A 20,711-nucleotide genomic window follows, 5' to 3' on the forward strand; every position below is an offset into this window, starting at 1 on the left:
GCCCTCTTCCATGCCGCCGAAATTCCGCTAAAACGCGGGCTCATTCAAACACCCGGCAGGGCTCCGGGCGGGACGGATTCATCGATGTCGGACGACAGCTTCATCCGCGAAGTCAACGAGGAATTCCGCAGCGACCAGATGAAGGCGCTGTGGCATCGCTATGGCGTGGCCGTGGTGGCCGTGGCGCTGCTGGTCGTGCTCGGTACGGCCGGCTATGTCGGCTACCGCTATTGGGACGAGGGCCGCGCCAACGTCTCGGGCGACGCCTTCTCCTCGGCGCTCAAGCTTGCCCAGGAGGGCAAGAGCGACGAGGCGCTCGCCGCGCTCGACCAGCTGGAGAAGGACGGCTACGGCGCCTATCCCGTGCTGGCGCGCATGCGCGCGGCCACCGTCAAGGCCGACAAGGGCGATGTCGACGCCGCCGTCAAGGATTTCGACGGCGTCGCCGCCGACGGTTCCGTCCCCGGCAGCCTGCGCGACATGGCGCGCCTGCGCGCCGCCCTGCTGCTCGTCGACCATGGCAGCTTCGCCGACGTTTCCAGCCGCGTCGAGGCGCTGACGGCCGACACCAATCCGCTGCGCCACACCGCGCGCGAGGCGCTGGGGTTGGCCGCCTGGAAGGAAGGCAAGGCTCAGGACGCGCTGAAGCTGTTCGACCAGATCGCCGCCGACGACGGCGCCCCGCGCAACACCCGCCAGCGGGCGACGCTGATGGCCGAGCTGATCCGCGGCTCGGGCGCAGCTTCCGCCGGCGGCGCCTCCTGAAGCGATGGTCGATGAGCTTCAAAGTCGCCATCATCGGCCGGCCTAACGTCGGCAAATCGACGCTGTTCAACCGGCTTGCCGGCCGCAAGCTGGCGCTGGTCGACGACACGCCGGGCGTCACCCGCGACCGCCGCGTCCATCCGGCGAAACTCTACGACCTCGCCTTCGACGTCATCGACACCGCCGGCTTCGAGGATGCGCCCGCCGCCTCGCTGCCCGGCCGCATGCGCGCGCAGACCGAGATCGCCATAGACGAGGCCGACCTGATCTTCTTCCTGGTCGACGCCAAGGCCGGCCTGATGCCGGACGACCGCACCTTCGCCGAAGTGGTGCGCCGCTCCGGCAAGCCGGTGGTGCTGGTCGCCAACAAGGCCGAGGCGCGCGGTTCGCAGAGCGGCTTTCTCGAAGCCTGGGAACTGGGCCTGGGCGAGCCGGTGCCGATCTCGGCCGAGCACGGCCAGGGCCTGCCGGATCTGCGCGACGCGGTCATCGAAGCGCTTGGCGAGGCGCGCGCGCTGGGCGAGGACGAGGACGCCGAAGGCGAGGACGGCTCGGCCGGCTCCGAAGTGCTGATCGGCGAGGACATCGCCGATCCCGATGCCGAACCGGCCTATGACGAAACCAAGCCGCTGCGCATCGCCATGGTCGGTCGGCCGAATGCCGGCAAGTCTACCCTGATCAACGCGCTGATCGGCGAGGAGCGGTTGCTGACCGGCCCGGAGGCCGGCATCACCCGCGATTCCATTTCGGTCGACTGGGACTGGAAGGGGCGCAGGATAAAGCTGTTCGACACCGCCGGCATGCGCCGCAAGGCCAAGGTGCAGGAGAAGCTGGAGAAGCTGTCGGTGGCCGATGGCCTGCGTGCCATCCGATTCGCCGAGATCGTCGTCATCGTCCTCGACGCCACCATTCCCTTCGAGAAGCAGGACCTGCAGATCGCCGATCTGATCGTGCGCGAGGGCAGGGCGCCGGTCATCGCCTTCAACAAGTGGGACATGATCGACGAACCGCAGCGCGTGCTGGCGGAACTGCGCGAGAAGACCGAGCGGCTTCTGCCGCAGGTGCGCGGCATCCAGGCCGTGCCGGTGTCGGCGGAAACCGGTCGCGGGCTGGACCGGCTGATGGATGCGGTGGTGCGCACCCACCGGATCTGGAACAGCCGCGTCTCGACCGGCAAGCTCAACCGCTGGCTGGAAGGCATTCTCGCGCATCATCCGCCGCCCGCCGTCGCCGGCCGCCGGCTGAAGATCAAATACGTCACCCAGGCCAAGACCCGGCCGCCGGGCTTCGTCGTCTCCTGCTCGCGCCCCGACGCCGTGCCGCAATCCTATGTGCGCTATCTGACCAACAGCCTGCGCGAAGCCTTCGACATGCCCGGCGTGCCGATCCGCATCGCGCTGCGCACGTCCGACAACCCGTTCGCGGGGCGGGCGAAGAAGCGGTAGACGCTGTTTCGCAAAATCGCCCAGGACCCGTTGTTCCCAATTCGGGAACGTTCTATATTGGGTTATGCAGATTATCGCGCGGAAGGCGTTGAAGGATTTCTGGACGAAACACAATCAGGCGCAGGCGCCGCTGACGGCGTGGTATCTGGCGGTCTCCAAAGTGGAATGGCATGGGCCGACGGATGTGAAGGATATGTTCGGAAGCGCGGTCGATTTCGTCGGCGACAACCGCATTATCTTCGATATTGCGGGTAACAAGTATAGGCTGGTTGTCCACGTCGCCTATCGTTTCAAGCGCGTGCTCATCAAGTTTGTCGGCACGCATAAGGAATACGACAGGATCAATCCGGAAACCGTATGATGGAAAACATCCGCCCGATCAGGACAGAAGACGATTACGAATGGGCTCTGGCCGAGATTGCCCAATACTTCGACCACGAGCCGGAGGTGGGCTCGCCAGAAGGTGACCGGTTCGATGTTCTGGCGACGCTGATCGAAAACTACGAGGACAAGCACTATCCGATTTCCGCGCCCGATCCTGTTTCGGCGATCCGTGCACATATGAAGATGGCCGATCTTCGGCAGGCGGCCTTGGCAAGCGTTCTCGGTTCCCGTTCGCGCGCATCGGAAGTGCTTTCCCGCAAACGGCCGCTGACGATCGAAATGATCCAGAAGATCAACAGGGAATGGCACATTCCAGCCGATATCCTCATCCAGCCGTATCACCTCGCCGATAGCCGTCGCCTGTCGTAATGGCGGCGCCCGGCCCGTCGCGAGCTCTCAGCTGTTAACGCTCCATCAAGGTTAACGCGGCATTGTGCTTCTCCAGTGGGGTCAGTTCGCGTCCTGGAGAGTTCCGTGCATCGAGGTCTGGTGAAGCGGCTTGCCGAAGCCGCCGGTGAGAAGAAGCGTTTTCTTTCGCCTCTCGTCGTCGGGCTCGGCATCTGGATCGGCTTTCCCACCGTCGCCGCCTATCAGGACATGACCAGCCTGATCAGCGGGCTGGAAACGCCGAAGGACCGCTGGAACGCCGTCATCGAGAAGGCGGTTGCCGGTTCGGTCCAGAGCGCGGAGATGCCTTTCATCGACAAGGATGCCGTAACCGGTTCGGTGGCACGGCAGATTTCCGGCTCCGGCGTTGAACTGCCGGGCATCGGCACCGTCGCCTTCACCAACAAGAGCGGTATCGCCGGCGAGACGCCAGACGAGGACCGCGTCGTGCGCTCTGGCAAGCAGGGCCGCATCCTACAGATGGCCCCGGTGGCGCCGCCGAAGAATTTCTCCGCCGGCTCGATCTTCGAGCGCACCTCGTCGCTGCTCAGGCCCTCGATGGACAGCGGCCTGAAGCTCGCTTTCGCCAAGCCCGACATCAAGGGCAAGGAGGTCCAGATCGCCTCGGCCTTCCATGCCAGGGAGAAGGCCGAACCCGGCGTGCCGGCGATGCTGGCGGCCCTCGTCACCAACGACAAGGCCGATGTGCTGGCCACCGCCTACGCGCCGGCCGCGCCCGACTACGCTTCCGTCTCGCCCTTCGAGGCGCTGCTGAAGGATGAGGAGCCCGACAACGGCCGCTTCATCCCGCCGGTCGGCAAGGGCGACCACGCATGGATGCAGACCGCGCTGCCGGCTTCGGTCTTCTCCAAGCCGGAGCAGATTTGCCTCGCCAACGCCATCTACTTCGAGGCGCGCTCGGAATCGCTGCGCGGGCAGGCCGCGGTCGCCCAGGTGGTGCTCAACCGCGTGCGCAATCCCGCCTATCCAGCCTCGATCTGCGGCGTCGTCTACCAGAACGAGCACTGGCGCAACGCCTGCCAGTTCTCCTTCGCCTGCGACGGTAGGAAGGACGTCGTCACAGAGCCGTCGCGCTACAAGACCGCCAAGGAGATCGCCATGGCGGTCACCGCGGGCAAGATATTCCTTCCCGAGGTCGGCTCCTCGACTCACTATTACGCCAGCTACGTCAATCCCGGCTGGGCGCGCTCCATGCACAAGATGGTCAAGATCGGCCTGCATATCTTCTACCGCACTTATGGCGGCGGCTGGAGCTGAGCGGCGGCGGCCCGCGAGCCGCACCGCCGCAAAAACCTTCCCATCCGGGGCAGATTTCCGGGACTGGCGGGGAAAAGATCGGGCGGGCAGGATGTCGCACCCGTCTAACAGGCTGATTTTTATAGGGAAAATACTTTAGACCTAGACCATGCCTGCGGCTTGACGGGGGCAGGGCCTGAAACTATGTTGCCCGCGAATTTGAAGCGGGCAGACGACCGTCGTCTGACCGGGCGCGGAGGTTGCGATGGCCGGTGAAAAAGGGCCAGGCGGAACCGGAAAGACCGGGCCTGGAAACGAGGACGTGGCCAACCTGCGCGACGACGATCTTGAGCGCCGCCGGCGCGAGCTTGGAGCAAAGCTTGCGACAAGACGCCCGGACCGGCTCGAGGGGGAAGACACGGGCCAGACGCGGAGTGTCTCGGGCTATGCCCAGGCATTCAAGCTGTCCAGCGAGTTCATTGCCGCGATCGCGGTCGGCATCGGCATCGGCTGGGTGCTCGACCGCTGGGCGGGAACCTCGCCCTGGGGGCTGATCGTCTTCCTGCTGCTGGGCTTTTGCGCGGGCATCCTCAATGTCCTGCGCGCGGCCGGGCTGGTTGCCGATTTCGGCCGGGGCGGCAAGCGCTCTGGCGGACAGGATTGAAGAGGCGTCCGAGCGGCGCGACGGGGTAAAGCAAGTGGCTGCAGCCGACAAGGTCGATCCGATCCACCAGTTCCATATCAACCCGATCTTCCCGATTCACGTCGGCGGGTATGATGTGTCCTTCACCAATTCGTCGCTGTTCATGGTCGTCGTCGTCGTCCTGACGGGGGCCTTCCTTTATTTTTCGACCGCCGGCCGCGCGCTGGTGCCGTCGCGTCTCCAGTCGATCTCGGAGATGTCCTACGAGTTCGTCGCCTCGATGCTGCGCGACGCCGCCGGCACGCACGGCATGAAGTTCTTCCCCTTCGTCTTCTCGCTGTTCATGTTCGTGATGGTCGCGAACCTGCTCGGCCTGTTCCCCTATTTCTTCACCGTCACCAGCCACATCATCGTCACCTTCGCGCTGGCGATGCTGGTGATCGGCACCGTCGTCGTCTACGGTTTCGCCAAGCACGGCTTCGGCTTCCTCAAGCTGTTCGTGCCGAGCGGCGTGCCGGTGGCGCTGATGCCGCTGGTGGTGCTGATCGAGGTCGTCTCCTTCCTGTCGCGCCCGGTCAGCCTCTCCATCCGTCTTTTCGCCAACATGCTGGCCGGTCACATCACGCTGAAGGTGTTCGCCGGCTTCGTCGTCTCGCTCGGCGCCATGGGCACCGTCGGCATGGCGGGCGCGGTGCTGCCGCTGGCCATGGTGGTGATGCTGACGGCCCTGGAAGTCCTGGTGGCGGCGCTGCAGGCTTATGTCTTCGCGGTGCTCACCTGCATGTATCTGGCGGACGCCCTGCATCCGTCGCACTAGTTAGAAAATTGCAGCCTTTCCAATTCAAGGAGTGATCAAATGGAAGCTGAAGCAGCAAAGTACATCGGCGCCGGCATTGCCTGCCTCGGCATGGGTGGCGCGGGCATTGGCCTGGGCCACATCTTCGGCAACTACCTGGCGGGCGCGCTGCGCAACCCGTCGGCCGCCGACGGCCAGTTCGGCCGCCTGATTTTCGGCTTCGCCGTGACCGAGGCCATGGGCATCTTCTCGCTGCTGATCGCGCTCCTGGCGCTGTTCGGCTGATCGGGATCAACAAGGCTTGAAGCCCGGCCGCCGCGCCCCGGCGCGGCCGGCCGGAACATGGGAACACCGTCATGTTCGTGACACCTGCCTACGGGCAAGAGGCGGCGCCGGCCGATGCCGGAGCCGACACGCATGCCGGCACGGAAGTGCCCGGCAATGCCGCTCACGAAGGTGGCGGCTTCCCGCCGTTCGATTCCGCGACTTTCGCTTCCCAGCTCGTCTGGCTGGCCATCACCTTCGGCCTGTTCTACGTCTTCCTGAAGCGGGTCATCGTGCCGCGTCTGGGCACCATTCTTGACACGCGCGCCGGCCGTATCCAGCAGGATCTCGACCAGGCCGCCAAACTGAAGGGCGAGGCGGACGCCGCCGTCGCCGCCTATGAGCAGGAACTGGCCGAGGCCAAGGCGAGAGCCAACGCCATCGGCCAGCAGTCGCGCGACGAAGCCAAGGCCGAGGCCGAAACCGCCCGCAAGGCGGTCGAGGCCGAGCTGGACAAGAAGCTGGCAGCGGCCGAGGGCCGCATCGCCGGCATCAAGGCCAGCGCCATGAAGGACGTCGGCGCCATTGCCGAGAGCACCGCTTCGGCCATCGTCGAGCAGCTCGTCGGCAAGGCCGACAAGGCGGCTGTCGCCGCCGCCGTGAAATCGGCCGGCTGAGGAGGACGAGATGGACGCAACAGCTTGGGCATCTGTGTGGGTGCTGGTGGGCCTGGCGATCTTCGTCGCCATCTGCCTCTACATCAAGGTTCCGGCGATGGTGAACAAGGCGCTCGACACGCGCGCCGACCGCATCCGCGGCGAACTCGACGAGGCACGCCGCCTGCGCGAGGAAGCGCAGGCGTTGCTCGCCGACTACCAGAAGAAGCGCAAGGACGCCGAGCAGGAGGCCGCCGCGATCGTCGAGGCCGCCAAGCATGAGGCGTCGGTTCTGGCCGAGGAGGCGCACAAGCGCACCGAGGACTATGTGGCGCGCCGCACCGCATTGGCCGAGCAGAAGATCGGCCAGGCCGAGCGGGAGGCCATTGCAGAGGTGCGTTCGAGCGCTGTCGACCTCGCCGTCGAGGCTGCCCGCAAGGTGCTGGGCGACAAGGTCGACGCCAAGGTCGGCGCCGACCTGTTCAAGGCGTCGCTCGCCGAGGTGAAGGCCAAGCTGAACTGAGTTCGGCGACACCGAGGGAATCGAGAAGCCGCCGTTTTCGGCGGCTTTTTTGTTCGTGCGTCCTTCGAGGCTCGCTCCGCTCGCACCTCAGGATGAGGACCGCCGTAATCCGATCATGTGCTGAATAGCGGGGAAAAGATCCCCCCATTACAACGGTCCTCATCCTGAGGTGCGAGCGGAGCGAGCCTCGAAGGACGCACAAACAGGCAGGTCTATTCTTCCACTTCGACCGCCCCCAGCCGGAACGGCGCGAAGGACGTGCGGTGCAGGCGCGCGACGGGTCCGTGGATCTCGATGGCGCTGCGGTGCCGCACCGTCGCGTAGCCCATATGGACCTCGAAGCCGTAGTGGATGTGGACGCTCCCGCAACCGGCCATCATGCGGTCGCGCATCACCTTGGCGACGATGGAGGCGGCGGCGATCGACTGCGAGCGCTGGTCGCCCTTGATCAGCGCGCGGCCTTCGCAGGGTAGGCCGGGCGGCACGTCGCGCCCGTCGGCCAGCGCCAGCTTCGGCCGCACAGGCAGGCCGCAGACGGCGCGGCGCATGGCCTCCAGGCTGGCGCGCAGGATGTTGATGCGGTCGATACCCTCGGCCGAGACAGAGGCCATCGCCACGCCCTGCGCGCTGGCCAGGATGGCCTCGAACAGCGCCTCGCGCTGCGCCAGCGTCAGCCGCTTCGAATCGTCCAGCCCTTCGGGGATACGGTTTGGATCGAGCACAACGGCGGCGGCCACCACCGGGCCGGCCAGCGGGCCGCGACCCGCCTCGTCCATGCCGGCGACCGGCCACAGGCCATTGGCCGCCGCCTTCGCCTCGATGGCGAAGTCCGGCTTTTCGACCATCTCGAAGAGAAGCGGAGAATCGGAACGCGCGCGAGCCATGTTGCGGCGAGGCTCGCATCGGTTCCGATTCTCCGCAAGGCCTCCCGGCCCGCTGGGGCGGCGGGGCGGGAGGCACCGTCAAGGCCGGGGGACAGGGCCGGACGGGATTTCCATGCCCGCGCCGCCGGGTGGAAGCGCGGGCAAACCGTTGAAAAAGCGGTCACAACAGCAAGAGCTGCTCGTTCTGCTTCGGTGCCGGCACGAACAGGTCGGTGCGCAGCACGCGTCGTTGCAGGTTCAGGCCGAGGCGTTTTGCCGCGATCTCGAAGCGGCGGCCGATCTGCCAGGCATAGGGCCCGCCGCCCTTCATGCGCTTGCCCCACTCCGAATCGTAATCCTTGCCGCCGCGCATGGAGCGCACCAGCGACATGACGTGCCGATAGCGGTCGGGATAGTGCCTGAGCAGCCAGTCCTTGAAGATCGGCGCCACCTCCAGCGGCAGCCTGAGCATCACGTAGCCGGCCTCCAGCGCACCCGCCGCGCGGGCCGAATCGAGGATGCGTTCGATCTCCGGATCGGTCAGGCCCGGCACGATCGGCGCCACCATGACGGAAGCCGGGATGCCGGCGTCGGCAAGCTGGCGAATCGCTTCCAGCCGCTTGGTCGGCGTCGAGGCGCGCGGCTCCATCGTCCGCGCCAGCGCGCGGTCGAGCGTCGTCACCGACAGCGCCACCTTGGCCAGCCCCCGCTCGGCCATGCGCGACAGGATGTCGATGTCGCGCACCACCAGCGCCGACTTTGTGACGATGCCGACCGGATGGCCGCGCGCTTCCAGCACTTCGAGGATCTCGCGCATGATGCGCCATTGCCGCTCCACCGGCTGGTAGGGGTCGGTGTTGGTGCCGATGGCGATGGTGCGCGGCTGGTAGCCCTCCTTCGACAATTCGCGGTCGAGCAGTTTCGCGGCGTCCGGCTTGGCGAACAGCTTCGATTCGAAATCCAGCCCCGGCGACAGGCCCATGAAGGAATGCGTCGGCCGCGCGAAGCAGTAGACGCAGCCGTGCTCGCAGCCGCGATAGGGGTTGATCGAGCGGTCGAAGGAGATGTCGGGCGACGTGTTGCGGGTGATGATGGTGCGCGGCTTCTCCACCTGCACCTCGGTCTTGAACGGCGGCAGTTCCTCGATGGAGTTCCAGCCGTCGTCGAAGACATGCCGCGTCACCGGCTCGAAGCGGCCGGACGGATTGATGCCGGCCGACCGTCCGCGATTGCGGTCGGGCCGGATGCGGATGCCGCTTTCCTCGATCATCGCATTGGCCATGTCGGTGCGTCCTGCTCCGAAGGCTGCAATGTCGGCGCGCACGATCTGTTCCATTTTCGCCCGCTCCCAGGGCTTGTCCGCTGGCTGTCGAATCGCCTGTCTCATGAAATTATTCCTATTTCGATCATCAGAACAAAGCAAGAACTTTTTGAGAAGCGGGCGCACGGCTGGCTCTGCGGCACGCTTTGCGCTATCGGGCTTGCCGATGCTCTCGGTACTGATCGATACCCTGGATGACGAGGAGGGCCTTGCCCGCACGCTCGCCTGCCTCGTCGGCGGCGCGGTGGAAGGCGTCGTGCGCGAAGTCATCGTTCGCGACAACGGGTCGGGCGACGGCACACTCGCGGTCGCCGAACATGCCGGCTGCCATGTCGTGACCGGAGGGCTCGCCGCCGCCGTCGGCGCGGCCAGATCGGACTGGCTGCTGGTTCTCGAGCCCGGCGCCCGCCTCGAAAGCGGCTGGACGGACGAAGTCGCCGCCTATGTCGCCCACTCGTCCATGCCGGCGCGGTTTTCGCGTGCGTCCGGCTCGCGCGCGCCGTTCCTGTCGCGGCTCATGGCCCGCCCGGCGGCGCTGGCGCAGGGATTGCTGATCCCGAAGCGCCGGGCCATGGCTTCAAAGGCTGCCGACGCAGAAGCGCTGGCGCGTGGGCTGGCGATGAAGACGCTGCGCGCCGGGATATGGCCGGCGCTGGGGCGTCAGGGGCGCTGAATATTGATTTTAGACGGACGCGCCGGCGATCGAGCCGCGCACGACCAGGTCCACCGGCCAGACTTCGCCGCGCGCACCGTCCTCCAGGCCTGAGATGCGCGCCGCCAGCCGTTCGGCGACGCGCGCGCCGGCGGCGCGGATGGAGGAGCGCGTCGTCGACAGCGGCACGGAAAAATTCTCCGGCTGCAGCCAGGTGAACACGTCGTCATGCGCCACCAGCGACAGGTCGCCGGGCACCGAAAGGCCGACGTCGCTGACCGCCCGTTGCACGCCGAGCGCCATGATGAGGCTCGAGCACAGGATCGCGGTGGGCCGTCCGTCGCTCTCCAGCAGTCGCCGGGCGGCGCGGTAACCGTTCTCCTCCGTCATTGCCGACGAGACGACGGCCCGGTCTTCGAGCGCGAGCCCGCTGCCCGCCAGCGCCCGGCGCACGCCGCGCTCGCGATGGATGGCGAAGGTTTCGCGTATGTCACCGTTGATGAGGCCGATGCGCCGATGGCCGAGCTGCACCAGAAGCCGCGTCGCCTCGTGGAAGGCGCCTTCGTTGTCAATGTCGATGAAGGGGTAGTCGGCGTCCAGCCCCTCGCTGCGGCCATGCACGATGAAGGGCAAGGCAAGGGCGGCGAGCAGCGCCACCCGCCGGTCCTTCGGTCGCGGCGAGGAGACGTAGACGGCGTCGACCTGCCGGTTGGCGGCGATGCGCCGGTAGGTCGTTTCCTCGTCGTCGGCGTCGGCCGGCGAAAGCACAAGGTCGAGGTCGTGGCCGCGGGCGTAGTCGCCGAGCCCGGACAGGAACTCGACGAAATGCGGATCGATGCTGACGGCTGCGCCTGTCGGCAGCACGTAGCCGATCATGCCGCTCTTACCGGTCGCCAGCCGCCGCGCGCTCGGGTTGGGCCGGTAGCCGTGCCGCTTGGCGGCGTCCATGACGCGCCGCCGCGTTTCCTCGTTGACCTCCGGATAGCCGTTCAGCGCCCGGCTTACCGTCGTCTGCGAAAGCTCCAGCATATGGGAGAGCTGTTTGAGGTTCATAGCTGCCTTCCGGACCTCAAAGCGCTTTAAAACCATCGTCGCGACCTTGTCGGAATCGCGGCGCACGTTTGTCGGACAATAGAGGTTGGGGGAGATTGTTTGAAGCCGTAATGCCTGCTGCATTGCCAAAAATCGGTGTTGCATCGCACATTTGAAATTTCAGGATCAAATTAAATCGATTTATATTGCGACCTCTTGACTCGCCGGACTTTCGGTGGCGAGATGTGGATAAGCCAAAGCGCTTTGAATGACCGATCGAAAGGTTGCGGTTCCTTGACGTCGGGCGCGCAGTCGAAGCGCTGTCGGCGGCGGAATGGAGGTTCCGTCGGCAATTCTTTTCAAGGGAGGACTGCGAATGAGAAAGATGCTTTTGGCAGGCGTGGCCTTGGCCGCCCTCGCTCTCAGCGCACCCGCGCAGGCAGACTTGAAATTCAAGCCGGGCGAGGATGCCCGCTTCCATTGGGACAATTACGAAGCGCTCAAGAAGGTCGATCTCAAGGGCGAGACGCTGACCATCTTCGGGCCGTGGCGCGGCGAGGACGAGGCGCTGGTGCGCTCCGTTCTGGATTATTTCACCGAAGCCACCGGCGTGACGCTCAAATACTCGTCCTCCGAGAATTACGAGCAGCAGATCGTCATCGACACGCAGGCCGGCAGCCCGCCCAATGTCGCCATCTTGCCGCAGCCCGGCCTGATCCAGGACCTCGCCTCCAAGGGCCTGCTCACCCCGCTCGGCGACGACGTCGCTGCCTTCGTCAAGGACAATTACGGCGCCGGCCAGTCCTGGGTCGATCTCGGCACCTATGCCGGCAAGGATGGCGCCAAGGCTTTCTATGCCTTCCCCTACAAGGCGGACCTGAAATCGCTTGTCTGGTACTCGCCCGACAATTTCGACGAGGCCGGCTACGAAGTGCCGACCACCTGGGAAGACATGATGAAGCTGTCGGACAAGATCGTCGCCGACGGCGGCACGCCCTGGTGCATCGGGCTGGGGTCCGGCGGCGCCACCGGCTGGCCGGGTACCGACTGGGTCGAGGACATCATGCTGCGCACCCAGGCGCCGGACGTCTACGACAAGTGGACGAAGAACGAGATTCCGTTCAACGACCCGGCAGTCGTCAATGCGTTGCAGATCTTCGCCGACATCGCCACCAACGACAAATATGTCGACGGCGGCCATGCGGCGGTCGCCGCGACCGACTTCCGCGACAGCCCCAAGGGCCTCTTCACGGTGCCGCCGAAGTGCTACATGCACCGCCAGGCGTCCTTCATCTCTTCCTTCTTCCCGGAGGGCACCAAGCTCGGCACCGATGCCGACTTCTTCTACCTGCCGCCGATGGCTTCCAAGCCCGATCTCGGCAAGCCGGTTCTGGGTGCCGGCACCTTCGCCATGATCACCAAGGACTCCAAGGCTGCACGCGAGTTTATCAAGTTCCTCGAAATGCCGCTCGCGCATGAGATCTGGATGGCGCAGTCGGGCCTTTTGACCCCGCTCAAGACGGTCAATCAGGACGCCTACGCCAACGAGCAACTGAAGAAGCAGGGCGAAATCCTCACCAGCGCCACCACCTTCCGCTTCGACGGCTCGGACCTGATGCCCGGCAAGATCGGGGCCGGCGCCTTCTGGACCGGCATGGTCGATCTCGTCGGCGGCAAGCCGGCCAAGGATGTCGCCACCGATATCCAGAAGAGCTGGGACGCCATCAAGTAGGCGGCGCAAAGGCGCATCCTCCCAAGCCGGCGCTGCCCCTCACCTGCCTGCCGGCATCCTCTCCCCGTGAACGGGGAGAGGGGGCGCTGTCATCGCAGCTTTCGCCAAGCCTCAACGGCGGAATTTGGGCGGCAAGGTTGCGGCAATCCTTCCTCTCCCCGTTCACGGGGAGAGGATGCCGGCAGGCAGGTGAGGGGCGGCGCCGGCATTTGCAGGCAAACAGAAGCAGACTGCAGCCTCCGTATAGATTGGTCCGCATGAGGGGAGGGAATTATGGCATCGCAGATTTTCTCTGCCGTTCTCGTCATCGTCATCGGGGTGGGCGGTTGCGTCGCCTATTTCTGGGGTGCCAACAAGCTGCTCGACCTGGTCTTTCCGGCGCACGGCGTCAGCGGCGGCGCGGCCGTCGACAATCTGCGCCGGCAGGGGCTGATCCGGCCGTGGCTGTTCATCGGCCCGGCCATGCTGATCCTCATCGTCTACCTGATCTATCCGGTGATCGACACGCTGTGGCTGTCCTTCCATGACCGCGGCGGCCAGAACTTCATCGGCCTCGCCAATTACGAATGGGCATTCGGCGACCGCGAGTTCCGCAACTCCATCCTCAACAACGTGCTGTGGCTCGCCGTCGTGCCGGCCGCCTGTACCTTCCTCGGCCTGATCATCGCCGTGCTCACCGACCGCATCTGGTGGGGCACCATCGCCAAGAGCCTGATCTTCCTGCCGCTCGCCATCTCCTTCGTCGGCGCCTCGGTGATCTGGAAGTTCATCTACGAGTACAAGGGCGAGGGCCAGACGCAGATCGGCATCCTCAACGCCATCGTCACCGGCCTCGGCGGCGACCCGCATGTGTGGATATCGATCCCCTTCTGGAACAACTTCTTCCTGATGGTCATCCTGATCTGGATTCAGACGGGCTTCGCCATGGTGATCCTGTCCTCGGCGCTGCGCGGCATTCCCGAGGAGACGATAGAGGCGGCGGTGATCGACGGCGCCAATCCTTTCCAGATCTTCTGGAAGATCATGGTGCCGCAGATATGGGGCACCATCGCCGTGGTGTGGACCACCATCACCATCCTGGTGCTGAAGGTCTTCGACATCGTGCTCACCATGACCAACGGCCAGTGGAACAGCCAGGTTCTCGCCAACCTGATGTTCGACTGGATGTTCCGCGGCGGCGGCGACTTCGGCCGCGGCGCCACCATCGCCATCATCATCATGATCGCCGTCATTCCCATCATGGTCTGGAACATCCGCCAGGCCAACAAGGAAACGGGAGGGCACTGAGATGGCGGGTTCAAGCGGGAAGTCCGTGGTCGGCCGCTTCGGCGTCCACCTCGCCGTGCTGTTCTTCGTCGCCCTGTGGACGGTGCCGACGCTCGGTATCCTCGTCTCCTCGCTGCGCGACAAGGACCAGATCATCGCCTCCGGCTGGTGGACGGCGCTCACCTCCTCCACGCGCACCGAGGCCGGACGCCTCGGCACCGCCGCCGATCAGGTCGAGAAGGACGGCAGGTTCCAGATCGCCGGCAACCTGTTCGAGGAGGGTGAATCCCGCAAGATCACCGCCTTTGGCACGCGCTCGCAGGAGCCGACCAGGTACAAGGCCGGCGAGGTCGCCGACCTCGGCGACGGCGAGACCTTGCAGGTCAACGAGGACGGCTCATACGTCTATGCCTCACCCAAGGCGTTCGAGGGCGAGCGCGGCCGCCGCGTCTATTATTCCGCCTCCTCGCCGCCGAAATTCACCACGCAGAACTACCGCACGGTGCTGTTTTCCGAAGGCATCGGCCGCTCCTTCCTGAATTCGCTGACGGTAACGATCCCGGCGACCGTCATCCCCATCCTGATCGCCGCTTTCGCCGCCTACGCGCTGGCCTGGATGCGGTTTCCGGGCAGGGCGCTGCTGATCGCCGTCATCATCGGCCTGCTCGTCGTGCCCTTGCAGATGTCGCTGATCCCGCTGTTGAAGCTCTACAACGGCGTCGGCACCTTCTTCGGCGTGCCGTCGAAGACCTATCTCGGCATCTGGCTGGCGCATACCGGCTTCGGCCTGCCCTTCGCCATCTACCTGCTGCGCTCCTACATCGCCGGCCTGCCGCGCGAGATCATGGAATCGGCGCGCATCGACGGCGCCAGCGACTTCGAGATCTTCGTCAAGATCGTGCTGCCGCTGTCCTTCCCGGTGCTCGCCTCCTTCGCCATCTTCCAGTTCCTGTGGGTATGGAACGATCTGCTGGTGGCGATGGTTTTCCTCGGAACCGAAGCGGACCAGATCGTGCTCACCGCCAAGCTCAACGCGTTGCTGGGCTCGCGCGGCGGCGACTGGGAGATCCTGACGACCTCGGCCTTCGTCACCATCATCGTGCCGTTGATCGTCTTCTTCTCGCTGCAACGCTACTTCGTGCGCGGCCTGCTGGCCGGCTCGGTGAAAGGAGGCTGATCATGCAAACCGCCCTGCGCAAGGCCGAGAACCCGATGCCCGCCGTCGACCGCGACTGGTGGCGCGGTTGCGTCATCTACCAGATCTATCCGCGCAGCTTCCAGGACACCGACGGCGACGGCATCGGCGACCTGAAAGGCATCACGCAAAGGCTCGGCTACATCGCCTCGCTCGGCGCCGACGCCATCTGGATATCGCCCTTCTTCAAGTCGCCGATGAAGGACTTCGGCTACGATGTCAGCGATTATTGCGACGTCGACCCGATGTTCGGGACGCTCGCCGATTTCGATGCGCTGGTGGCCGAGGCGCACAGGCTGGGCCTCAAGGTGATGATCGACGAGGTGCTGTCGCACACCGCCGACAACCATCCCTGGTTCGTTGAAAGCCGGACAAGCCGCGATAACCCCAAATCGGACTGGTACGTCTGGGCCGACGCGAAGCCGGATGGTACGCCGCCCAACAACTGGCTGTCGATCTTCGGCGGCTCGGCCTGGCAGTGGGACACGCGCCGCCAGCAATATTACCTGCACAATTTCCTGTCCGAGCAGCCGGACCTGAATTTCCACAACGGCGAAGTGCAGGACGCGCTGCTCGATATAACCCGTTTCTGGCTGGAGCGCGGGGTGGACGGCTTCCGCCTCGACACCATTAACTTCTATTTCCACTCCGAGGGGCTGGAAGACAATCCGGCGCTGCCGCCGGAAGAGCGCAACGACCAGACGGCGCCGGCCGTGAATCCCTACAACTATCAGGACCATCTCTACGACAAGAGCCGGCCGGAGAACCTCGGCTTCCTCGAGCGTTTTCGCGCTTTGCTGGATGAATACCCGGCTGCCGCCGCGGTCGGCGAGGTCGGCGATTCGCAGCGCGGACTTGAAGTGGTCGCCGCCTACACCGAAGGCGGCAGGCGCGTGCAGATGTGCTATGCCTTCGATTTCCTCGCGCCGGAAAAGATCAGCGCGCCGAAGGTGCGTCAGGTCTTGCAGGAGTTCGGCCGCGTCGCGAGCGACGGTTGGTCGTGCTGGGCCTTTTCCAACCACGACGTCAAGCGCCATGCCTCGCGCTGGGCCGCCAACGAACCCGATCCCACCGCCTATCTCAAGGTTGTCTCGGCGCTGCTGATGTCGTTGCGCGGGTCCGTCTGCCTCTACCAGGGCGACGAACTGGGGCTGACCGAAGCCGACCTCGCCTTCGAGGACCTGCAGGACCCCTACGGCATCCGCTTCTGGCCGGAATTCAAGGGCCGCGACGGTTGCCGCACCCCGATGGTGTGGCAAAGCCGAGCGAAGAACGGCGGTTTTTCGAGTGCGAAACCGTGGCTGCCGGTGCCGGCCGAACATCTGGCCAAGGCGGTCGATGCGCAACAGGGCGACGAGAACTCGCTACTGGAGCATTATCGTCGCTTCCTCGCTTTCCGCCGTTTCCATCCGGCGCTGGTGAAGGGCGACATCGATTTCCTGCCGAGCGACGGCGATACCGTCGCCTTTACGCGCGGCGAGGGCAACGAACGGCTGGTCTGCGTCTTCAACCTCGGCGGCAAGGCGGCCGAGGTCGATCTCGGCGCCAGCCTGACGGCGCAGCCGGTCTCGGGCCATGGCTTTGCCGGCGAGGCCGCCTCGGGGCGCGTGAAGCTCGGCGGCTACGGCGCGTGGTTCGGGCGTCTCGCCTGACCGGACAAGAGATCAAGAGGGAGGGAAATCATGGCCGATCTGACGCTCAGGCAGGTGAAGAAATCCTACGGCAACGTGCATGTCCTTCACGGCATCGACCTCGACATCAGGTCGGGCGAGTTCATCGTCTTCGTCGGCCCGTCCGGCTGCGGCAAGTCGACCTTGCTGCGCACCATCGCCGGGCTGGAGGAAATCACGTCGGGCGAGTTGAAGATCGACGGCCAGGTGGTCAACGACGTGCCGCCGTCGAAGCGCGGCATCGCCATGGTGTTCCAGTCCTACGCGCTCTATCCGCACATGACCGTCTACGACAACATGGCCTTCGGCATGAAGATCGCCCGCGAGGACAAGGCCGAGATCGACCGCCGCGTGAAGCAGGCGGCCGAGATCCTGCAACTGACCAAATATCTCGACCGTCTGCCGCGCGCCATGTCCGGCGGCCAGCGCCAGCGCGTCGCCATCGGCCGCGCCATCGTGCGCAATCCAAAGGTCTTCCTGTTCGACGAGCCGCTGTCGAATCTCGATGCCGCACTGCGCGTGGCGACACGCATCGAGATCGCCAAGCTGAAGGAATCCATGCCCGAGACGACGATGATCTACGTCACCCACGATCAGGTCGAGGCGATGACGCTGGCGGACCGCATCGTCGTATTGAAAGACGGGCATGTCGAGCAGGTCGGCACGCCGATGGATCTCTACAAGAAGCCCGGCAACCTGTTCGTGGCGCAGTTCATCGGCTCGCCCGCCATGAACGTGCTGCCGGCCACCATCGAGCGGCCGGGCTCGCCGACGGCGGCGCGGCTGGCGGCCGAGACGGTGGCTCATGTGCCGATCGCCACGCCGGCTTCGGCCAAGGGCGAGACGGTGAGCTTCGGCGTGCGGCCGGAGGACCTGTTCGTGACCGAGGACCCCGACAACACATTGTTTCGTGGGCAGGTGGACTACATCGAGCAGCTTGGCGAGGTGCAGCTTGTCTATATCGACATCGGCCACGGCGGCCAGCCGCTGACAGCCAAGCTGCCCGGTAGTGCCGAGGTCAGGCGCGGTGAAACGATCCGGTTGGCGGCTCATCCCGCCGACCTGCACATCTTCGATCAGGACGGCCGCTCGTTCCTGCACAAGGAGCCGGCGGCCGAAGCGGCCTGAGCGGTGGTTCCGAACCTGTGCTTCGTTCTGGAAACTGGTGTCCCGACGGGGACGAGCTGAAAAATAAAGAGCGGCGGGCATGCCCGCCGCTCTTGGTGTCATGCAGGGCCGAACCTTAGCGGTTGCCGAAGTCCCGATGGCCCGTCCTGACGTCATAGATGTTCTGCTCGGCGATCGTGTTGGCGGGGGCCAGCACCTTGACGGCCGGCGCCTCATTCCCGATGGACGAGGTACGGACGTTGTCCAGCTTCTGCTGCTGGGCGATGACGTTGATGTCCGTGCCGCTGTCGGTCGGGCTTTCGGCGAAAGCCGCACCGGTCAGGGTCAAAACGGCAGCGGTAGCAAGAGCGATCTTCTTCATTTTAAGGTACTCCAAATTTGAATTTTCCGTCCGTCTGCGGCGTGTCCTGGGAGGAATTTGCGTCGTTCGGACAGCCCCGATCTGGGGGCTCGAAACGGCGGTTTCCAATCACGAAAATGTTCCGGCTGGACCATGAATCCCGGCCTTGAAACCAGGTAGTAGCTGCTGGTGCCACAATTTTCCGGTGTGATATCAATCGATTGAAAACGAATGCGCTGGCCGATACGCGAAAGCATACCTTGCCCGCCGTTCATACTGTGTTGGACACAGCGTCAACCGAAACGGAACCGTTCGGGAGGGTTAGGCGGCAGACGGGCGAGCCAGCTAACCAATCGTTAACCATGGCGGCGGAACCGGAAGCGATTTCAGATGACGGATGCCGTGCCGTCAGCGCGTTTCGGAGCGATCGAGATAGCCACGCGCGATGGCGCGCATGCGTGCCTGGTCGAAGCTCGGTCCGTGGCCACCGTGGCCGATGCGGATCGGCAGGTCGGTGAGCCGCGCCATGGTGCGCCGGTAGGCTTCGCGGTCGGAGTCCGGCAGGTCGTCGAGCAGCGTGTCGTCGTAGATCGCGTCGCCGCTGAAGAACAGGCCGTCCTTCTCGTCGATCAGGCCGATGGAGTCGGGCGAATGGCCGGGCAGGCAAAGCACCGTGAACAGCCGGTCGCCGAGATCGATCGTGTCGCCTTCATCGAGCGTGCGCGTCAGCGGCGCCGGCGCGATGCGGTAACCGGCCGCGCTCCAGCCGGCATGCGGAGGTCGCGAAACCGGCGCGTCCATGGTGCGGAACTCGTCGGCATAGGTCGCCGCGTCCGGCATGGTTGCGAAGGCGGCGGCGCTCCGTGCCGGCCCGGCACGGTCGGCGAATTCGTGCAGCGAGCCGACATGGTCGAGATGGATATGGGTGGCAACCACCAGCAGCGGCTTGCCGGGCGGCGTGTCGATCTCGGGCGCCAGCGGACAGATGCCCATGCCGGTATCGACCAGGAGGTCGGCGTCGCGCCCCCTGAGGTGCCAGATGTTGGCGCGCATATAGTCATTGACGAACGGCTCGGTCAGCATCGTCGTCGCCGCGTCGACGACGGCCCGGTAGAACCAGCCTTCCATCAGATTCCCGCCGCCTTACACAAAGGGCTTGCCGATCTTGTATTTTTCCGGAACCAGCCGCTTGAAATAGGCCATGCCCGTCTCGGAGAGCGCATTGGCGTCCGGCTGCAGGAAATCGTCCGGCATGTGGCGGGTCTTGCCGGCGACGTTCACCAGCGGCACTTTCTTCAGCACCGTGCGCGTGCCGTCGTATTGCAGGGCGACGGAGCCGCCGCCTTCCGCCGCGACCTGGACGGCGAAGGCGCCGGCGTCGAAGGCTTCCTGCGCATCCACGGCGTTGATGGCCGAGATGGCGCCGCGCGGCATGTAGCCCAGCGCATCCACCCGTGCCCGCTTGCCCGGCAGGCCCGTTGCCAGCGCCCGTTCCAGCGCCGCCGTCAGGTCGCTGCCGGAGAGCTTGACGTTGCCGTGCTGGTCGCGCTCCAGCCGGTCCGCCGGCACCAGGCTTTCGACCAGCGCCTTGCCGTCGGCGGTCGACACACCTTCGGAGACGGCGACGACGCACCGGCCGTGGCGGGCGAGCGAGGCTTTCACGTCGTCGATGAAGCGTTCCGTCGAAAAGGCGCGCTCCGGCACATAGATCAGGTGCGGGCCGCTCTCCGCGTCCAGCCGCCACGCGGCGGACGCGGCGGTGAGGAAGCCGGCATGCCGGCCCATGACGATGCCGACATAGGTGCCCGGCAGCGCGCGGAAGTCGAGGTCGACCGACAGGAAGGCGCCGGCGACGAACTCGGCCGCCGACATGAAGCCCGGCACATGGTCGTTTTCCTCGAGGTCGTTGTCGATGGTCTTCGGCGCATGCACGAAGGCGATTCTGTCGCCGGCGGCGTCGGTAAGGATCTGCTGCGTGCCGGAGGTGTCGTTGCCGCCGATATAGATGAAGGCGTCGGCGCCGGCCTTCTGCAGGCCTTTCAGGATGACGTCGCAATAGGCCGCATCCGGCTTGTCGCGGGTCGAGCCGAGCGCGGCGCCCGGCGTATTGCCGATCAGCCGCAACTGCTCTTCGGGAACGGCGGACAGGTCGACGTAGTCGCCGTCGCGGATGCCGCGCACGCCATGGCGCGCGCCGAGCACGCGGGCGCCCGGATGCCGTTTGCGGACCTCCAGCGCAGCACCCGCCACGGTCTGGTTGATGACGGCGGTCGGGCCGCCGCCCTGCGCGATGACGAAGGTTTCGGGCATTGCGCCGCTCCAGTCTAGGCTCGGCTTACATTCGCTTGTCTTGATGCGCGGCGCAATGGAGAAGAGGGCAGTAGGGCAGTAG

The 20,711-nt window shown here is 65.4% G+C and carries 22 protein-coding genes; 16 read left to right on the plus strand and 6 right to left on the minus strand.

Annotation, left to right across the window (positions count from 1 at the left end; translation table 11 throughout):
- The first annotated feature begins 84 nt into the window (after positions 1 to 84).
- The 10 genes from E6C48_RS04860 (at position 85) to E6C48_RS04905 (ending at position 7,120) form a co-directional block, all read left to right on the plus strand.
- Positions 85 to 765: a tetratricopeptide repeat protein gene (locus E6C48_RS04860; RefSeq protein ID WP_136354600.1), complete on the plus strand. Its 681-nt coding sequence runs from the start codon at positions 85 to 87 to the stop codon at positions 763 to 765.
- An 11-nt stretch (positions 766 to 776) separates the two neighbouring features.
- Positions 777 to 2,210 carry a ribosome biogenesis GTPase Der gene (der, locus tag E6C48_RS04865; protein ID WP_136354601.1) on the plus strand — a complete coding sequence of 478 codons (1,434 nt, stop codon included), beginning with the start codon at positions 777 to 779 and terminating at the stop codon, positions 2,208 to 2,210.
- 64 nt (positions 2,211 to 2,274) lie between these two features.
- Positions 2,275 to 2,571 carry a type II toxin-antitoxin system HigB family toxin gene (locus E6C48_RS04870; protein ID WP_136354602.1) on the plus strand — a complete coding sequence of 99 codons (297 nt, stop codon included), beginning with the start codon at positions 2,275 to 2,277 and terminating at the stop codon, positions 2,569 to 2,571.
- Positions 2,571 to 2,963 carry a helix-turn-helix domain-containing protein gene (locus tag E6C48_RS04875; RefSeq protein ID WP_136355010.1) on the plus strand — a complete coding sequence of 131 codons (393 nt, stop codon included), beginning with the start codon at positions 2,571 to 2,573 and terminating at the stop codon, positions 2,961 to 2,963. The genes E6C48_RS04870 and E6C48_RS04875 overlap by 1 nt, the downstream gene beginning before the upstream one ends.
- 105 nt (positions 2,964 to 3,068) lie before the next feature.
- A complete protein-coding gene (locus tag E6C48_RS04880) occupies positions 3,069 to 4,259 on the plus strand; it encodes a cell wall hydrolase (RefSeq protein WP_136354603.1) in 1,191 nt (396 codons plus the stop codon).
- 244 nt (positions 4,260 to 4,503) lie between these two features.
- Positions 4,504 to 4,902: an AtpZ/AtpI family protein gene (locus E6C48_RS04885; protein ID WP_136354604.1), complete on the plus strand. Its 399-nt coding sequence runs from the start codon at positions 4,504 to 4,506 to the stop codon at positions 4,900 to 4,902.
- Between the two features lie 34 nt (positions 4,903 to 4,936).
- Positions 4,937 to 5,698, plus strand: coding sequence for a F0F1 ATP synthase subunit A (locus E6C48_RS04890; RefSeq protein ID WP_230978668.1), 762 nt, complete (start codon positions 4,937 to 4,939; stop codon positions 5,696 to 5,698).
- A gap of 39 nt (positions 5,699 to 5,737) precedes the next feature.
- Positions 5,738 to 5,962, plus strand: a complete 225-nt coding sequence (locus E6C48_RS04895; protein WP_136354606.1) for a F0F1 ATP synthase subunit C — start codon at positions 5,738 to 5,740, stop codon at positions 5,960 to 5,962.
- A gap of 71 nt (positions 5,963 to 6,033) precedes the next feature.
- Positions 6,034 to 6,618: a F0F1 ATP synthase subunit B gene (locus E6C48_RS04900; protein ID WP_136354607.1), complete on the plus strand. Its 585-nt coding sequence runs from the start codon at positions 6,034 to 6,036 to the stop codon at positions 6,616 to 6,618.
- Positions 6,619 to 6,628: 10 nt separating this feature from the next.
- Entirely contained in the window at positions 6,629 to 7,120 is a 492-nt protein-coding gene (locus tag E6C48_RS04905; RefSeq protein ID WP_136354608.1) for a F0F1 ATP synthase subunit B, read from the plus strand.
- A gap of 212 nt (positions 7,121 to 7,332) precedes the next feature.
- On the opposite strand, the gene E6C48_RS04910 is transcribed toward E6C48_RS04905, so the two are convergent.
- Together E6C48_RS04910 and E6C48_RS04915 are read right to left on the minus strand one after the other, a co-directional pair.
- Positions 7,333 to 8,004 carry a ribonuclease HII gene (locus E6C48_RS04910; RefSeq protein WP_136354609.1) on the minus strand — a complete coding sequence of 224 codons (672 nt, stop codon included), beginning with the start codon at positions 8,002 to 8,004 and terminating at the stop codon, positions 7,333 to 7,335.
- Positions 8,005 to 8,164: 160 nt separating this feature from the next.
- Positions 8,165 to 9,319: a PA0069 family radical SAM protein gene (locus E6C48_RS04915; protein ID WP_136355012.1), complete on the minus strand. Its 1,155-nt coding sequence runs from the start codon at positions 9,317 to 9,319 to the stop codon at positions 8,165 to 8,167.
- Between the two features lie 151 nt (positions 9,320 to 9,470).
- Here E6C48_RS04915 and E6C48_RS04920 point away from each other — a divergent pair, with 151 nt between their 5' ends.
- Positions 9,471 to 9,977, plus strand: a complete 507-nt coding sequence (locus tag E6C48_RS04920; protein ID WP_136354610.1) for a glycosyl transferase family 2 — start codon at positions 9,471 to 9,473, stop codon at positions 9,975 to 9,977.
- Between the two features lie 9 nt (positions 9,978 to 9,986).
- On the opposite strand, the gene E6C48_RS04925 is transcribed toward E6C48_RS04920, so the two are convergent.
- The gene (locus E6C48_RS04925) at positions 9,987 to 11,009 is read right to left on the minus strand and encodes a substrate-binding domain-containing protein (protein WP_136354611.1); all 1,023 of its coding nucleotides are present in this window, start codon (positions 11,007 to 11,009) and stop codon (positions 9,987 to 9,989) included.
- A 355-nt stretch (positions 11,010 to 11,364) separates the two neighbouring features.
- Here E6C48_RS04925 and E6C48_RS04930 point away from each other — a divergent pair, with 355 nt between their 5' ends.
- The 5 genes from E6C48_RS04930 to E6C48_RS04950 all read left to right on the plus strand — a co-directional run bounded on the left by E6C48_RS04930 (position 11,365) and on the right by E6C48_RS04950 (position 17,979).
- A complete protein-coding gene (locus tag E6C48_RS04930) occupies positions 11,365 to 12,720 on the plus strand; it encodes an ABC transporter substrate-binding protein (RefSeq protein WP_136354612.1) in 1,356 nt (451 codons plus the stop codon).
- 273 nt (positions 12,721 to 12,993) lie between these two features.
- Positions 12,994 to 14,007: a carbohydrate ABC transporter permease gene (locus E6C48_RS04935; protein ID WP_136354613.1), complete on the plus strand. Its 1,014-nt coding sequence runs from the start codon at positions 12,994 to 12,996 to the stop codon at positions 14,005 to 14,007.
- A gap of 1 nt (position 14,008) precedes the next feature.
- Positions 14,009 to 15,163: a carbohydrate ABC transporter permease gene (locus E6C48_RS04940; RefSeq protein ID WP_136354614.1), complete on the plus strand. Its 1,155-nt coding sequence runs from the start codon at positions 14,009 to 14,011 to the stop codon at positions 15,161 to 15,163.
- 2 nt (positions 15,164 to 15,165) lie between these two features.
- On the plus strand, positions 15,166 to 16,833 hold the full coding sequence (gene bglA / locus E6C48_RS04945; RefSeq protein WP_136354616.1) for a beta-galactosidase BglA: 1,668 nt from the start codon (positions 15,166 to 15,168) through the stop codon (positions 16,831 to 16,833).
- A 30-nt stretch (positions 16,834 to 16,863) separates the two neighbouring features.
- Entirely contained in the window at positions 16,864 to 17,979 is a 1,116-nt protein-coding gene (locus tag E6C48_RS04950; RefSeq protein WP_136354618.1) for an ABC transporter ATP-binding protein, read from the plus strand.
- A 115-nt stretch (positions 17,980 to 18,094) separates the two neighbouring features.
- On the opposite strand, the gene E6C48_RS04955 is transcribed toward E6C48_RS04950, so the two are convergent.
- The 3 genes from E6C48_RS04955 to E6C48_RS04965 all read right to left on the minus strand — a co-directional run bounded on the left by E6C48_RS04955 (position 18,095) and on the right by E6C48_RS04965 (position 20,629).
- Positions 18,095 to 18,340: a hypothetical protein gene (locus E6C48_RS04955; protein WP_136354620.1), complete on the minus strand. Its 246-nt coding sequence runs from the start codon at positions 18,338 to 18,340 to the stop codon at positions 18,095 to 18,097.
- A 387-nt stretch (positions 18,341 to 18,727) separates the two neighbouring features.
- Entirely contained in the window at positions 18,728 to 19,447 is a 720-nt protein-coding gene (locus E6C48_RS04960) for an MBL fold metallo-hydrolase (RefSeq protein WP_136354622.1), read from the minus strand.
- A 15-nt stretch (positions 19,448 to 19,462) separates the two neighbouring features.
- Positions 19,463 to 20,629, minus strand: coding sequence for a diphosphate--fructose-6-phosphate 1-phosphotransferase (locus E6C48_RS04965; protein ID WP_136354624.1), 1,167 nt, complete (start codon positions 20,627 to 20,629; stop codon positions 19,463 to 19,465).
- Positions 20,630 to 20,711 lie beyond the last annotated feature (82 nt).

The sequence above is a fragment of the Ollibium composti genome (assembly GCF_004801285.1).
Classification (GTDB): Bacteria; Pseudomonadota; Alphaproteobacteria; order Rhizobiales; family Rhizobiaceae; genus Mesorhizobium; species Mesorhizobium composti.